The organism is Marinobacter denitrificans (assembly GCF_008795955.1).
Lineage (GTDB): Bacteria > Pseudomonadota > Gammaproteobacteria > Pseudomonadales > Oleiphilaceae > Marinobacter > Marinobacter denitrificans.
In genome coordinates this window covers 44177-59417 of the sequence record NZ_VMHN01000002.1, presented here as the reverse complement: position 1 = coordinate 59417, position 15241 = coordinate 44177, and the positions used below count along the sequence as shown (strand labels likewise).

The window sequence follows — 15241 nt, the reverse complement described above, 5'->3', positions numbered from 1 at the left end:
TCAAACGAATCGTCCGGAAACGGTGCCCAGGCCCTGGTAACGAACGGTGATGTTGTCACCGGGCTCCACAGCGATGGCAGCGGTAATGCCACCGGTCATGATGAAGGTGCCGGCGGGAATATGCTCGCCCCGCTCCGCCAGCAGGTTGGCCAGCATGGCAACACTGGAGGCCGGATGGCCCAACACCGCAGCACCGGCACCCACGTCCACCACTTCACCATTCTTCTCAACCACGACACCCAGGGTTTTCAGATCCACATCGGCCACATCCGCCATCTGGCCACCGGTGATAAAGCGGGTGGATGAGGCATTGTCAGCAACGACGCTGACCAGATCGAACTTGAAGTTCTCGTAGCGGGAATCAATGATTTCCACGGCGGGAATCACGAAATCCGTCGCCGCCAGCACCTGGCCAATATGACAGCCCGGGCCTTTCAGGGGCGCCTTGGTCACAAAGGCAATTTCGGCCTCGATTTTCGGATGGATCAGCTCTTTGGTGTTCACCACGCCACCGTCAGGCACGCTGAAATAATCCGCGAGGAAACCGTAGATCGGCGTTTCCACACCCATCTGAGCCATCTTGGCCCAGGAGGTGAGGCCCATTTTCATGCCGACGATCTTGTTGCCCCGCTCTTCCTTGCGGCGACGGATTTCCCACTGCACGTCGTAGGCATCCTCGAAGGTCATGTCCGGGTAATCGTTGGTGACCTTGGTGATGTCGTGGGCCTGCAATTCGGCGTTTTCCACGTGTTCGGCCAGGGCCAGAACCTGTTCGCGATTCAATGTCTTGCTCATGCGTTCTGCTCCTTTTGCGCCGCCAGCAGATCCAGCGCCACATCCACGATCATGTCTTCCTGGCCACCCACCATGCGGCGTTTGCCCAGCTCCACCAGAATGTCCACGGTCTTCAGGCCGTACTTCTGCGCCGCCACTTCGGAATGGCGCAGGAAGCTGGAGTAGACACCGGCATAGCCCAGGGCCAGGGTTTCACGGTCTACCCGGACCGGGCGGTCCTGCAGCGGACGCACGATGTCGTCAGCGGCGTCCATCAGGGCGTAGACGTCAGTGCCATGCTCCCAGCCCATCTTGTCAAAGGCGGCCACGCACACTTCCAGCGGCGCGTTGCCGGCACCGGCACCCATGCCGGCGAGGCTGGCATCGACGCGGTCACAGCCCTCTTCCACCGCGACGATGGAGTTGGCCACACCCAGGGCCAGGTTGTGGTGGGCATGAATGCCGGTTTCGGTTTCCGGCTTCAGAACATCCTTCAGCGCCCGAAAGCGGTCGCGGATGTCGTTCATGTTCATGGCACCGCCGGAGTCGACCACGTACAGGCAGGTAGCGCCGTAGTCTTCCATCAGCTTGGCCTGCTCCGCCAGACCCTGCGGGGTCTGCATGTGGCTCATCATCAGAAAGCCCACGGTGTCCATGCCGAGCTTTCTTGCATGCTCGATGTGCTGCCTCGAGACATCCGCCTCGGTGCAGTGGGTGGCCACTCTTACGATGCGGGCGCCGGCATTGTAGGCGTTGTCCAGGTCATGGACGGTGCCGATGCCGGGCAGCAGCAGGGTGGCAATTTTGGCGTGTTCGATCACTTCGGAGACCGCCTCGATCCACTCCAGGTCGGTGTGGGCGCCGAAGCCGTAGTTGAAGCTGGAACCCTGCAGGCCGTCGCCGTGGGCGACTTCGATGGAATCGACTTTGGCTTTATCCAGTGCCCGTGCGATGTCCTGCACGTTCTTGATGGAGTACTGGTGGCGGATGGCATGGCTGCCGTCCCGCAGGGTCACGTCGGAGATGTAGAGTTTCTTGCCGGGATTGAATGTCATGGGAATATCCTCCTCAGTTGACCAGCGATTCGGCGATGCGCTCGGCGGTGCCGAGAGCCGCAGAGGTCATGATGTCCAAGTTGCCGGCGTAGGCCGGCAGGTAATGGGCGGCGCCTTCCACTTCCAGGAAGATGGAGGTCTTCAGGCCGCTGAAGCGGCCCAGGCCCGGGACGTTCATGGGCTGGTCTTCCGGGATCACGTCAAACTGCACTTTCTGCTTGAGGCGATAGCCGGGCACGTAGCTGTTGACAGCCTTGACCATTTCCTCCACCGAGGCTTCCACTTCCGCCTGGTCGGCGGCGTCGGACAGCACGTAGACGGTGTCCCGCATCAGCAGGGGTGGCTCGGCCGGATTGAGGATGATGATGGCCTTGCCCTTCTGGGCGCCGCCCACCACTTCGATGGCCTTGGAGGTGGTTTCGGTGAACTCGTCGATGTTGGCGCGGGTACCGGGGCCGGCGGACTTCGACGAAATCGAGGCAACGATTTCGGCGTAGTGGGCCTTGGCCACCCGGGACACGGCCGCCACCATCGGAATCGTCGCCTGGCCACCGCAAGTGACCATGTTGACGTTGCCCTCAGAGAGGTTCTGTTCCAGGTTCACCACCGGCACGCAGTAGGGGCCGATGGCCGCCGGGGTCATGTCGATGATCTTGATGTTTTCCTTATGGCCCCGCAGGAACACTTCGTTGTGCATGTGGGCCCTGGCGGAGGTGGCATCGAACACGATGTCGATGTCGGCGAACTCCGGCATTTTCACCAGGCCGTCCACACCCTCGTGCGTGGTAGCCACGCCCATGCGGGCGGCACGGGCCAGGCCGTCGGATTCGGGATCGATGCCCACCATGGCGCCCATTTCAATGTTCTGGCCATTGCGCAGGATCTTGATCATCAGGTCGGTGCCAATGTTGCCCGAGCCGATGATGGCTGCTTTGATTTTCTTGCTCATAACCTGTTCCTCATCATTCTTGCCGGTCAGGCAAAGCGCACCGAAGCGCTGCCAATGCCACCGATATCAACCCGCATGTAATCGCCGGCCTTGACCGGCTCCAGCGGTACCAGCGAGCCGGACAGAATCACTTCCCCGGCTTTCAGGGAGATGCCGAATTCGCCCAGGGTGTTAGCCAGCCAGGTGACACAGTTCACCGGCGAACCAAGCGCTGCCGCGCCAGCGCCGGCACTGAGTACACTGCCGTTTTTCTCCACCACCATGCCGCAGGTCACCAGGTCCACCTTGCGGGGGGAGACTGCCTGGTCGCCCAGCACAAACAGGCCGCAGGAGGCGTTGTCGGCAATGGTGTCCTGAATGGCGATCTTCCAGTCACGGATGCGGGAGTCGACAATCTCGAAGCAGGGCATCACGCATTCGGTCGCTGCCAGCACGTCGGCGTTGGTGACGCCCGGGCCGGTCAGGTCTTTTTTCAGGATGAAGGCAATTTCGCCTTCGGCCCGGGGCGCAATCAGCCGGTCGCTGATGGGCATGACTTCGCCGCTGTTGAACACCATGTCATCGGTGAGATAACCGAAATCCGGCTGGTGTACATTGAGCATGTTCTGGACGGCCTTGCTGGTCACACCGATCTTCTTGCCGATGATCGATGCTCCGGCCGCGAGACGGCGCTCAAGCATGCGCAGGGAAATGTGGTAGGCATCGTCGATGCTGATGTCCTCGCCACGGCTGGTCAGCGGTTCCACCGCCTCCCGGCTCAACATGGCCTGGTACAGCTCATCGCCCAGTGCCTGAATTCGTGTCTGTTCCATTACTCTGCTCCTTCCGCCGCTTGATCGGCCTCGTTCAGAAAATCGTTGACCAGCCGGGCAAAGCGGTCGGCGTGTTCGATCTGTGTCCAGTGACCGCACCGGCCGAACACGTGCAACTGGGCCCGGTCGATCAGCTCCGCCAGCTTCAGGGACGCTTCCAGCGGAATCACTTCGTCTTCACGGCCATGGATGATCAGGGTCTCGTGGGTCAGTGCCCGGATGTCGTCTTCGTTGCTGGCCAGGCTATCGACCCAGCGCTGACGCGGTGCGGGAAACATGGCCGCGAAGGACTCCTGGAAACCGGGGCGAATGCTGGCCTGATACCGCATTTCTGCCAGCTCTTCGGTCAACAGGCCCTTGTTGAAGGCAAACACGTCCATCAACCGGCGCATGGCGTCCAGTGAAGGCTCGTAACCCCAGACTTCATCCAGGCCCTGGGTGATCGGAAATCTCACGCCCGCCGACCCCATCAGCACCAGCCGGCGAACCCGCTGCGGGTATTCGATGGCCAGCGCCAGCGCCAGTCCGCCACCGAAGGAATTACCCACCAGGTCCACCTGCTCCAGCCCCAGTTCGTCCAGAACACCAACGGCATGCTTCACCCAGCGCTCCCGGTTGTAGATCTGGTCTTCGGGACGTTCGCTGTAACCGAACCCGAGCATGTCCGGGGCGACCACGCGGCGGTGTTTCGCCAGTTCCGGAATCACCAGGCGCCAGTTGGCCCAGGCAGTCACACCGGGGCCGGAACCGTGAATCATCATCAGCGGGAATCCGCCTTCACCCTGGTCATGCAGATTGGTCCGGTAGCCGGCTGCGGTAATCTCGCGCCCGATTTCCGGGCTTTCGACAGTGGCGTTCATGGCTACCTCACAATTTCACGCAGATGTTTTTCATTTCGGTGTAGAACTCCAGGGAGTGCACACCGCCCTCGCGGCCAATGCCGGATTGCTTGCTGCCACCGAAGGGCGTGCGCAGATCCCGCAGGAACCAGCTGTTGACCCAGATGATGCCGGCCTCGATCTGCCCGGCAACACGGTGGGCACGGGTGATGTTCTCGCTCCAGATGGCCGAGGCCAGGCCGTAGGGAAGACTGTTGGCCAGCTCGATGGCTTCTTCTTCAGTATCGAACGGGCACAGGTGGACACAGGGGCCAAAGATCTCATCGGTAATCACCGCGGAATCCTCCGACAACCCGGTCCAGATGGTGGGTTCCACCCAGGCTCCGCCGGCCAGCTCTTCCGGCATATCGGGAACACCGCCACCGGTAACCACAGTGGCACCGTCATCCACGGCTTTCTGGTAATAGGAAAGGACTTTTTCACGATGCTTGAGGCTCACCAGTGGCCCCAGGTTGGCTTCGGCATCATCCGGCGGACCAATTTTCAGGCCTTCCGCCGCTTCTTTCAGACGGCCAACAAACTCGTCAAAGATGGAGCGTTCTACATACACCCGCTCTGTGCCCAGGCAGACCTGGCCACAGTTGGCGAAAGCCGAACGCATGGTGCCCTCGATGGCCTTGTCCATGTCACAGTCGGCGAACACCAGGCCGGCATTCTTGCCGCCCAGCTCCAGGGAGATATCCCGGATACCCTTGGCAGCGGCCTTCATGATGACTTCACCGGTACCGGTTTCGCCGGTGAAAGTGAAGCCATCCACCAGCGGATGCTCGGTGAGGAAGGCGCCGGCGGAATCTCCGCCGAAACCGTGAACCACATTGAACACGCCGTCCGGCACGCCGGCTTCTTTCATCACTTCACCCAGCAGTGCGGTGGTGGTGGGGGTTTCTTCCGACGGCTTGACCACCACGGTGTTGCCGCAGGCCAGGGCCGGCCCTACCTTCCAGGTCATCAGCAGCAGTGGCAGGTTCCAGGGGCTGATTACACCGATCACGCCCTTGGGCCGGCGAACGGCATAGTTCAGGGCGCCGGTGCCGTCCGGCGTGGGCATTTCAAAGGATTCGGTGGGAACGTTCTTGATCATGTCCGCGAACACCTTGAAGTTGGCCGCACCCCGGGGAATGTCGATATGGCTCGCCATGGACTTCGGCTTGCCGGTATCGAGGCATTCCGCTTCCAGGAACTCGTCAAACCGGGCATTGATGCCGTCAGCCACCTTGTGCAGGATGCTGGTGCGTTCGTCCAGTGTCATCCTGCCCCAGGGGCCACGCAGGGCAGCTTTTGCTGCCTTGACCGCGGCGTCCACCTCTTCCCGGCCGGCTTCGTGAACCTTGCTGATCACCTTGCCGTTGGCCGGGTTGACGTTGTCGAACAGCTTGCCGTTGGCGGAGCCAACATACTGCCCGTTGATGTAGTGCTTGATGTCTTTCATTGCTGCCTAATCCTATTCTCAATGGCCCTGTTGAACTGGTAAAAGTCAGGTCAATACCGTCAGGAACCGTTCGTTCAGTACCCTGTCGTGGTAGAAGATGGCCTTGCCCAGTTGCTCCGCCTGCCAGGTCACCGGCTTGTGGTCCGGGTAGGTGTAGTCGCCACCGCAGAACACTTCGTTGCGGTTTCCGGACGGGTCGAAGAAGTAGATGGTCTTGCCATGGGTCAGGCCATGGCGGGTCGGGCCGATATCGATGGAGGTATCGGTCATGGAGATCAGGTCCGCCGCGCGCAGTACGTCTTCCCAGGTCTCCAGGTAGAAGGAGGCATGGTGGAACTTGCCTGGCTCCTCATGGTGAATGAACGCGATATCGTGCTCTTTCATGGACACGGTCAGGAACTGGGCAATGCGGGTGCCGTCTCCGTCCAGAACCTGCTCGGCCAGATGGAAGCCCAGTACGTTGACAAAGATGTCGTAGGTCGCGGCCAGTTCGGGACCATAGAACAGACAGTGGTCGAACCGGACGGCTTTCATGCCGCTCAGGTTGCGGGGCCAGGCTTCCGGATTAACGTTTTCCACGCCCCATTTGCCGGTGTACAGCTTGTCGGCGTAGAGCTCGAAGGTGTGTCCGGAGGGCACCTGGAAACGGACCCGGCGGCCGCAGTCTTTCAGTTCACCCTCGGCAACCTGCTCCACAGCCACACCGAAATCCACCAGGTCTTTCTCAAGCTGGACCAGTGACTCTTCATCGACAACCTTGAAGCCCATGAAGTCACAGCCCGGCTCGTCGGCCTCCCGCAGAACCACGGAAAACTTGTCCACTTCGGTCCAGGCTTTCAGGTAGACCCGGCCCTGGTCATCACGGTCGGTTTCAATCAGACCCATAAGGTCTGTGTAGTGTTTGACGGCTTCTTCCAGATCGAGAACACGGATCTGAACGTGGCCGGGACGCATTACACCTTTTTTCATGACAGTTACCTCATCGATTTTGTTGTTGTCTGCTGCTTCGCCGGCTCCGCGGGTTCACGGGGACGGCATTCAATGGTCAGGTCGCTCAGCGGATATATGCGGCAGGCCAGTACGTCGCCACATGCCCGGGATTCCGGTGGTACATGCACCTTGCTCATCTTTCCGCATTCGTAGTCACCGCTGAGCACGGTGATCTTGCAGAAACCGCAACCTCCGCCGCGGCAACCTACCGGAACGCATTTCAGGCCCTGTTGCTCCATGGCCTTGAGAACACTCTGGCCCGGTTCGCAGCGAAACTGATTGCCGCTGCATTGTTCGGTTATCTCGAAGGCGTTGATCATCACTCAGATCCTTTCCTGTTTTCCGGTCAGATCTTCTTGAACAGAGCCGAGCGCTGGGTTTCCTCGGCGCCATCCGCCGCGGTCAGGAACTTCTCCATGAAGATGTCCCGCTCGAACAGCCGGCCACGCATCAGCGCCGTAATAGCCGCATCAATCATCGGTGGCGGCCCGCACAGGTATGCCTTGTGCTCGGAGAAACGGCCACCGAAGTGCTCCTTGGCAGCCTCGTGCACATAACCCCGGAAACCCTGCCAGTCGCCGTCTTCATCCGCCTGGCTCAGGGCCGGCACATAGGTGAAGTTGTCGTTGTCACGGGCAAGACCCTCGAACAGCTCGTGGTTGTAGAGCTCCGCGAGGTTGCGGGCGCCCTGGAACAGGGTGATCTGGCGATCATCGCCCTGCTCCAGCAGGTCCAGAATCATGGATTGCGGGCTGGAGAGCCCGGAACCGCCGGCAATGAAGATCAGGTTGCCCGGCTGTGAACTGCGCACGAAGAACTGGCCGTATGGACCGGACAGGTTCAGCTCCTCACCCACTTTCAGTTCCTGGTGGATGTAGGTGGTTGCAGCTCCGCCTTCGACCAGACGGACATGGAGCTCCACCTCATCGGGCTTGCTGGGCGGATTGGCCAGGGAGAACGCGCGGGCGCCATCAACACCGGGAAGCTCGATATTGATGTATTGGCCGGCCTGGAAGGTCATCGGGCGATCCAGTTTCAGATGGATGCCCTTGATGGTGGGCGACAGATCAACAATCTCGCTGACGGTCGCGGCGTAGTCCTCCACCGGGTAGCCTTCGAAATCCGGGTCGACATCAATATCGGCTTCAATAGTGACGTCGCTTTCAACGGTCGCGCAGCAGGCCAGTACCTTGCCCTCATCCCGCTCCACATCCATCAGGGCAAAGGGTGAGGCATCGCCGATTTCCACATCCCCTTCAAGAACCTGAACCTTGCAGGTGGCACAGGTGCCATGGCCACAGGCGAAGGGAAGCCAGACGCCCTGGCGCAGGGCAGCCGCAAGAATGGTCTGGCCATCCTCGACATCGATCTGCTCGCCAATGGGCTCGATAGTAACGGTGTGAGTCATAGCGCTACCCTCAGAATCCGGCACCGGCAAGGCCATCAAGGCCCGGCGTGGTGACCGTCAGCATGCTCTTGTGATCAATGCCGTTGTCTTTGAGACTGGCATCGGGAGCCGGCGTAAAGGGCTCGTCGTTCAGCAACCACTCTCCGCCCAGGAAATCAGCCTTCGCGGCTTCCGGGTGGGACGCCGTGGCCGGTTTCAGAACCTCGTCAACCAGGGCCCTGAAAGTCATGTCCGGTTGCACCAGCAGGGCGAACGGAGAGCAGAACATCAGATGGTTCGGCCAGAGCACATACAGCAACTGCATGCCATGGAAGTTTTCCACCTTGTCTTTGGGTTCAAACTTGTAGTCGTATAAAGCGTTAACACTCATGATGATCACCTTATTGTTTTGCGGGTGAATCGCCCGGTGTCAGGTAACACCGGGCAACCTCAAGATCAGGCTGCGTCCTGCTCGGACTTTTCAGCCTTGCTGTCAAACGACTTACCCTTGATGGACAGCCAGTGCTTGTGGTCCGGAGAGCCGATGTACTCGAAATTGTCCACGCCCACTTCTATGTGGTAGTACTTCTGCACCACGGTCTCCACGTCACCACCTTCACAGTTGCCCTGGTAGATCTGATGCACCGGCAACCACGCCTGGATGTACTTCTCGGGCTCGTGCTTGAAGATGTCGCAGCAGGCTTCCGAGCAGAAGTGGTAACGCTCGCCTTCGTACTTCATCTGGCGGTGGCTGAGCCTGGTGGGCTCACCCATTTCGGTGAACAGCGTCGGCACCTGACACACCTGACACAGCTGCGGCAGGGTGTTGTTGTAGAAGCGGCGGCCTTCAGCATGCTCCTTGGCCCAGTACTCGTAGCGGGGGCGATAGTACTTGTCGAAAGTGTCCGGATACTTCTCGGACATCCAGTCCATCTCTTCCTTGCCGGGGATCCAGGTATGGAAGTTGGTGGCCTGGCTGTACTGGTAGAAGGTGCTCCACAGCTGGTGGCTGAGGTGATGCTTGGCATCGTTGGCCACGTCCTGGTACTTCGGCGGGCGAATGCCGTAACGCTCCAGGTCCTTGAACAGGGCACCACCGTTCTGCTCGTAGTACACTTCCCAGGCTTCTGACCAGGACATCACCTTGTTCGGCAGCATGTAGTCCATCATCATGCTCACCAGGCTCAGCAGGCGGAAACCGCGCCAGAACCACTTGTCGATCCAGCGCTGGACGATGGGCACGTTATCTTCGTGCTGCTCGAGGATGAACTTGATCACCTCGAGGCCCAGGGTCATGTGCCTTGCTTCGTCTGACTGGGCGGAGAAGCCGAAGGTCACCGTGGCCATATCGCCGTTGTAGGCGGCCCCGGACATGAAGGGCACGAACAGCAGGTTGGTCAGCACGTACTCGAACGAGAACGAGATCGCCGTCAGGAACTCGAACGGGCCGGCGGTGCGGGCATCGTCGAAGAACGACTTGGGTACTGACAGGAACCACACCCGGTCGTGCATGTGCGCGGCATCGTGCAGACCGTTGAAGTGCTTGTTGTAGTGGCTCATGGCGTGCTGCTGGGTCTGGGAATGACGCAGCTCGTCTATGGCCTGCATCTGGCAGGCAACACGCGCCCCGGCACCACTGAACTGGCGACCCACTTTCGAGTAACCCTGGAAAGCCGCATGCTCAAGGGGAGACACACCGGTGAGGAACAGTTTCAGCGCGTTCACGTAGCGGGCGTCTGAAATGTTCTGGTGGCCGTTGTTCTGGGCAAAGGCATCGAAAATGGCGTACAGCTTCTTCTCTTTCTCCGCCTGGTACTTCCAGTAGGCATCCATGGTCAGACGGAACGGATCTTCCCACTGGGACCAGTCGGTAATCTTGATGCCCTCGAAGTCCTCGTCCGGAAAAATGTCTTTCTTTTTCTGGTAGGTTGGCTCCCAGGCCATGTCCCGGGTGAGGTACTGGTACTTGTCTTTGAGATTCAGCTTCTTATTTTTGCTAACCATAATCTTTCTCCTGATTACTTCCATTCAAGAATGAAGTGATCATCGTCTTCATCCACGTTGCCGCCGATGCTGATGACATTTATAAGCATTTCCTGAACATCCCAGTCTCTCCCCAGCTTTTCCTCCATGGTTTCCCGGTTGATCACCAGCCGTTTTTCGGCCTGGATGCGGATCATTGCCGGCTGGTGCTGCAATTCGGCGTCCGGGTTGTCTTCCATCACCGCTTCGGCGAGATAGCGGGAATCGTCGTTGTCCTGGAATGCGATAAATACAAGCTGACTCATGCTGAGACTCCCTGGCTCTGCAGTCCGAATTTCTTCAGGCGGGTAGAAAGTTCCGCCCGGGCTTCATCAAGTGCTTCAACACCAACGGAGGCCTCTGCCAGTGGCTTGAGGGCGTTGTAGGCTTGCGGCTCCCAGTGATCGGTCCACTTCTGGAGCATTTCGAGGTTGGCATCGCTCTCACCGGCGACGGCCTTGATCATGGCGTTGGTCCAGCGCAGGGATTCCTTGTACCAGTCGCGCATGAACTCGGTGAGCATGGAGACATCCTCGGCGCCCTGGCTTTCGAACCAGGCATCCATCTTGTGGTAAACCAGGTTGTACATCAGGCCGTCTATCAGAATGTTCTGAACCAGTGTCAGCTCGAACCAGTCATCCACCACCAGCGTGTCTTCCACCAGTTTGCGCATGGGCTGCCATAGCTCATCATCCATCCAGTAACCCTTGGACTCGTCCAGTGCGGCACCGGTACTGCCATCAATCATCAGGGCAATGCGCGACAGGTACTGGCCAATGCCCAGGCGGTCCATGCCGGTATAGATGTGCATCTGCGATACGGTGGTGGCGGTGGCTTCGCCGGCGATCTTGGCATTATTCATGTTGGCGCCCAGCTCGACGTGACGCAGGGGCACCAGCAGGCGCAGCAGTTGCTTCTGGGTTTCTTCCGGCAGCCGGGTCAGCAGGTTGCGCTTGTCGCAGAAGCTGAAACTGGTCTCTGCGGCTTCCTGCATTTTTGCCCGGTTGCCCACGTAGGCGCCGTAGTAGAACTGGCGTGGGTCAGAGACCGCGTACCAGTCCGCCATGCGAATGGCGGTACGCCGATCGTCGTTGAGTTCGTACCGGGAGTCCCACTGGGGGCGGTAATGGAAGTTGGTTTTGGCTTCCAGGTCGTAGCTGGCTTCCTGGTAACGAGTGGCCGGCTTGTCGCCAAAACGACGGGCAATGTGCCCATAGGTCTGGCGGATGGGTTCTACCGAGTTGGTTTTGATTTCAATGCTCATATCAACATACCGTCTTGTTGTTGTGAGTGGATAATCCAATGGAGATAATTAACGGTGGCCTTTCTCACCAAAGCGCCACTTGACCATGTCCGCATCGATTTCGCGGATCATCTCGGAATCCATGTGAATCACTTTGTTGTGTTCGCAGAAAATCCTGAAGGCCTCCCAGGGAAGCACGAGCTCGACAAACAGTTCGGGGTGACCGATGGCAAAGTCGAACTCCACGAACCTGTCTTCAGGCCCACTACGCACCCGGATGTACCGGGGCATTTCGTCGAAACTGTTCACTGGTTCAGTCATTGTTGGCACCGTTGAGTTTGTTGTCGGTTACCAGGGGAAGAGCAACGGCTGTGCCAAGCCTTGAAACCACCCACTCACAAACTCTACATCCCGCTGTTTTTGTTGATTAATTCAAAGCCAGTGTAAGATTGACGTTAGCGTAAAGAGCCTGTGGGCTGGAGACCGATGACCTGGATTTTTTACTATTTGATCAACTGGAAAATGCGGTCTGAGCAAATGCTGATATCCCATTTGCCCGGGGGAACAAGGCAGACGTTTGATCATTTGATTGATTTCGGACAAGGATCGGGTGTTAGATGTATATAGAGGTATCAAGTCGATGCCATCGCACCGGGCAAAGTTGCCTGATGCCCCCTACAACAACAAACGGGGCTACCGAAGTATGGCCAACACCTATAAGCCACAGCTTAAGTATGTTGATTTTCAGGATCTTACGGAGCAGATCCGGTTCCAAAGCACGGAGGGTAAAATCTGGTTTGGCGAGCAACGCATGCTGCTCATGCAGGTCAGCGCCATGGCGGCTTTTCGCCGGGAAATGGTCAATACCATGGGTATCGAGCGCGCGAAGGGCTTTTTTTTGCGGCTTGGTTACCAGTCCGGACTGAAGGATGCAGAGCTCGCCCGTAAACTTCGGCCCCAGTGCAGCGAACTGGACATCTTTCTCGCCGGCCCGCAACTTCATTCCCTCAAGGGTATGGTCAAAGCGGTTCCCACCGAAATCGATCTTGACCATGAGACTGGCGCCTTCTATTGCGAGCTGGAGTGGATAGATTCCTTTGAAGTGGACATCTGCCAGACCGAGCTGGGGCAGATGGAGGAGCCTGCCTGCTGGTCACTGCTGGGTTACGCCTGCGCCTACACGTCATCTTTTATGGGCCGTGAAATCATCTTCCGTGAGGTCAGCTGCCGTGGTTGTGGCGATGACAAGTGCATGATTGTTGGCAAACCGGCAGAAGAATGGGATGACATGAAAGAGTTCACCCAGTACTTCAAGGCCGACCCCATTATCGAAGAACTGTACGACCTTCAGAGCCAGGTCAGCTCCCTGCGCAGCAGCCTTGAGAAACAGCAGGGGCAGTACTACGGCATCGGCCAGTCGGCCTCCTACAACAAAGTCTGCAAGATGATCGACAAGGCGGCCATGGGTAAGGTGTCGGTACTCCTGCTGGGGGAAACCGGCGTGGGCAAAGAAGTGATTGCCCGCAGCGTCCATCTGCGTAGCGAACGCGCCGAACAGCCCTTTATAGCGGTCAATTGTGCTGCCATCCCTCCGGATCTGATTGAGGCCGAACTGTTCGGCGTTGAAAAAGGTGCCTACACCGGTGCCAACCAGTCCCGGCCCGGCCGGTTTGAGCGGGCCAATACCGGTACCATTTTTCTCGACGAGGTGGTGGAACTGACACCCCGCGCCCAGGCAACCCTGCTGCGAGTGCTGCAGGAAGGGGAGCTGGAGAGGGTTGGTGACCACCGCACGCGATCGGTGAACGTGAGGGTCATCGCAGCCACCAACGAAAGCCTGGAGAAGGCAGTGGAAGAAGGGCGTTTCCGCTCCGACCTTTTTTACCGGCTCAACGTGTTTCCGGTGAAAATCCCGCCACTGAGGGAACGACTGGAAGACCTGCCACTGCTTGTGGAGCACTTCCTGGGCAAGTTCCATTCAGAATACAACAAGCGCACCCTGGGCCTGTCCGACAAGGCCATGGAGCTGTGTATGCACTATCACTGGCCCGGCAATATCCGTGAGCTGGAGAATGTAATTGAGCGTGGCGTCATCCTTACCGACAACAATGAGTCCATCAGCCGGGAATCGCTTTTTGCAGGTATACCCGAGCCGGAACCGAAAGAACCCCAGGGTGTTGTCGACAGCCAGGGCCAACTGGTTGAACAGGGCAGTAGGGCAGCCGCCGGTGATTGGGCCAGCCAGATACTGGGCCATGGCATCAGCCTCGACGACGTTGAGGAAACCCTGATGCGCAGGGCCATGGAGGAAGCCAGCCAGAATGTCTCCGGTGCAGCCCGCATACTTGGCCTGACTCGCCCTGCCCTGGCCTACAGGCTGAAGAAATCGGGGATTCTGGCAGAAAGCTGACTGTATCAACTGGCTGCTGCAAAACCTTCCGCTGACAGGGACGTCTTCTACCTATTCACAACCGCTTTACGAAATCAGCAAGTCTCCTTCCCGATTAATCATTTGATAAAAATCAAACGCCCTTATCCCCACCAGAATCCTGGCCCCCTCTGCAGAAAAATACGTTTTTATTATTTTTTTCAGTAACTTAAAAAACACTTCCAGGGCATGGCATAAGCGTTGCTATTTCACCGTAAGTCGCTTTATCCACAAAAACAAAGACGGTGACATACAATGCGAAACGCCCCTCTGTGCTCATGGCGCACCGCCGGCAAGGCCGTATCATTGGCAGGACTGTCTTCGCTCCTGCTGACAGGCTGCGAAGCACCGCTGAACCTGGAAGCGGTTCGGGAACAGTCCCAACAGACTGTCAAACGAACCGACTTCTACCAGGCCATGGCCCGCAACGACGAGGTTATTGTTCTTTCCGGCAATAACGGTGTCGTTCTGGTCAGCGCCGACAACGGTAAGACCTGGCGCCGCCAGAATCCCACCCAGGACAGTTTCCTTGCCCTGGACGTGTGTCCGGACGACAGTTTTATTGCGCTGACCTTCAGCAACGAGATCTGGCACGGCGATACCCGGGCCGAGAACTGGACGTCACACACACTACCCAGCCAGGAACAAATGATGACGGCCGCCTGTGCCCCCGATGGCAGTTGGTGGGCGGCGGGTGCCTTCACCACCATCCAGGGCAGTACCGACCAGGGCCAGACCTGGAGCGAAACAACCCTCAACGAAGACGCCATTCTCAACAACCTGCAGTTCGTGGATTCCGGCAAGGCCTTTGCCACTGGCGAATATGGCCTGGTACTGACCACTGAGGATGGGGGTGAAAACTGGGACTACGCCGGCTACCTGCCAGACGAATTCTATGCCCATGCCAGCCATTTCCGGTCCGCTGAGGAAGGCTGGGTTGGTGGCCTGAACGGCTTCATCTACCACACCACCGATGGCGGTGAGAGCTGGGAGAAGACCCCTACCGGAATCAACGCCCCGATATTCGGTTTTGTTCCCGGCCCAACCGGGCTCTATGCCCTCGCGGACAACGCCACTGTGCTGCAGCAGTCCGGGCAGTCCTGGCGGAAGATCTCCACCTCTGACCAGCCCCTGTATCTGCGCAGTGGACTGATGCTTCCGAACCACCAATTGCTCGCTGCAGGTGGTCGTGGCCTTCTGCTGAACCTTGAAATTCCCGTGGCCTTCTCGGCCGGCACTGACTGAGGAGCTCT

16 protein-coding genes are annotated in these 15241 nt (G+C 58.6%); 2 read left to right on the top strand and 14 right to left on the bottom strand.

What is annotated here, in order from left to right:
- The 14 genes from dmpH to FO268_RS08220 form a co-directional block, all read right to left on the bottom strand.
- Positions 1-795, bottom strand: a complete 795-nt coding sequence (dmpH, locus tag FO268_RS08285) for a 2-oxo-3-hexenedioate decarboxylase (protein WP_150991897.1) — start codon at positions 793-795, stop codon at positions 1-3.
- Positions 792-1829, bottom strand: coding sequence for a 4-hydroxy-2-oxovalerate aldolase (gene dmpG / locus FO268_RS08280; RefSeq protein WP_126813379.1), 1038 nt, complete (start codon positions 1827-1829; stop codon positions 792-794). Before dmpG ends, dmpH begins: the two co-directional genes overlap by 4 nt.
- Positions 1830-1842: 13 nt before the next feature.
- Complete coding sequence (locus tag FO268_RS08275; RefSeq protein ID WP_150991895.1) at positions 1843-2778, bottom strand: acetaldehyde dehydrogenase (acetylating); 936 nt, start codon at positions 2776-2778, stop codon at positions 1843-1845.
- 26 nt (positions 2779-2804) lie between these two features.
- Positions 2805-3590, bottom strand: a complete 786-nt coding sequence (dmpE, locus tag FO268_RS08270) for a 2-oxopent-4-enoate hydratase (RefSeq protein WP_150991893.1) — start codon at positions 3588-3590, stop codon at positions 2805-2807.
- Positions 3590-4450, bottom strand: a complete 861-nt coding sequence (locus tag FO268_RS08265; RefSeq protein WP_150991891.1) for an alpha/beta fold hydrolase — start codon at positions 4448-4450, stop codon at positions 3590-3592. The genes dmpE and FO268_RS08265 overlap by 1 nt, the downstream gene beginning before the upstream one ends.
- Positions 4451-4457: 7 nt before the next feature.
- On the bottom strand, positions 4458-5918 hold the full coding sequence (locus FO268_RS08260) for a 2-hydroxymuconic semialdehyde dehydrogenase (protein WP_150991889.1): 1461 nt from the start codon (positions 5916-5918) through the stop codon (positions 4458-4460).
- Between the two features lie 45 nt (positions 5919-5963).
- Positions 5964-6887, bottom strand: coding sequence for a catechol 2,3-dioxygenase (locus tag FO268_RS08255; RefSeq protein ID WP_150991888.1), 924 nt, complete (start codon positions 6885-6887; stop codon positions 5964-5966).
- Between the two features lie 5 nt (positions 6888-6892).
- Positions 6893-7228 carry a 2Fe-2S iron-sulfur cluster-binding protein gene (locus tag FO268_RS08250; protein ID WP_150993267.1) on the bottom strand — a complete coding sequence of 112 codons (336 nt, stop codon included), beginning with the start codon at positions 7226-7228 and terminating at the stop codon, positions 6893-6895.
- A 26-nt stretch (positions 7229-7254) separates the two neighbouring features.
- Positions 7255-8316, bottom strand: a complete 1062-nt coding sequence (locus FO268_RS08245; RefSeq protein ID WP_150991886.1) for an NADH:ubiquinone reductase (Na(+)-transporting) subunit F — start codon at positions 8314-8316, stop codon at positions 7255-7257.
- Positions 8317-8326: 10 nt separating this feature from the next.
- Positions 8327-8686 carry a phenol hydroxylase subunit P4 gene (locus tag FO268_RS08240; RefSeq protein ID WP_150991884.1) on the bottom strand — a complete coding sequence of 120 codons (360 nt, stop codon included), beginning with the start codon at positions 8684-8686 and terminating at the stop codon, positions 8327-8329.
- A gap of 65 nt (positions 8687-8751) precedes the next feature.
- Positions 8752-10299 (bottom strand): aromatic/alkene/methane monooxygenase hydroxylase/oxygenase subunit alpha, encoded by a 1548-nt coding sequence (locus tag FO268_RS08235; RefSeq protein WP_150991882.1) that lies wholly within the window; start codon positions 10297-10299, stop codon positions 8752-8754.
- Between the two features lie 14 nt (positions 10300-10313).
- Complete coding sequence (locus FO268_RS08230; RefSeq protein WP_150991880.1) at positions 10314-10583, bottom strand: MmoB/DmpM family protein; 270 nt, start codon at positions 10581-10583, stop codon at positions 10314-10316.
- On the bottom strand, positions 10580-11581 hold the full coding sequence (locus FO268_RS08225) for an aromatic/alkene monooxygenase hydroxylase subunit beta (protein WP_150991879.1): 1002 nt from the start codon (positions 11579-11581) through the stop codon (positions 10580-10582). Before FO268_RS08225 ends, FO268_RS08230 begins: the two co-directional genes overlap by 4 nt.
- 48 nt (positions 11582-11629) lie before the next feature.
- On the bottom strand, positions 11630-11881 hold the full coding sequence (locus FO268_RS08220; protein ID WP_150991877.1) for a phenol hydroxylase subunit: 252 nt from the start codon (positions 11879-11881) through the stop codon (positions 11630-11632).
- Positions 11882-12263: 382 nt separating this feature from the next.
- Between FO268_RS08220 and FO268_RS08215 the strand changes: the two genes are divergently transcribed.
- Together FO268_RS08215 and FO268_RS08210 are read left to right on the top strand one after the other, a co-directional pair.
- Positions 12264-13970 (top strand): sigma-54-dependent Fis family transcriptional regulator, encoded by a 1707-nt coding sequence (locus FO268_RS08215; RefSeq protein ID WP_150993265.1) that lies wholly within the window; start codon positions 12264-12266, stop codon positions 13968-13970.
- Positions 13971-14243: 273 nt separating this feature from the next.
- Positions 14244-15233, top strand: coding sequence for a WD40/YVTN/BNR-like repeat-containing protein (locus FO268_RS08210; protein ID WP_150991875.1), 990 nt, complete (start codon positions 14244-14246; stop codon positions 15231-15233).
- Positions 15234-15241: the final 8 nt, after the last annotated feature.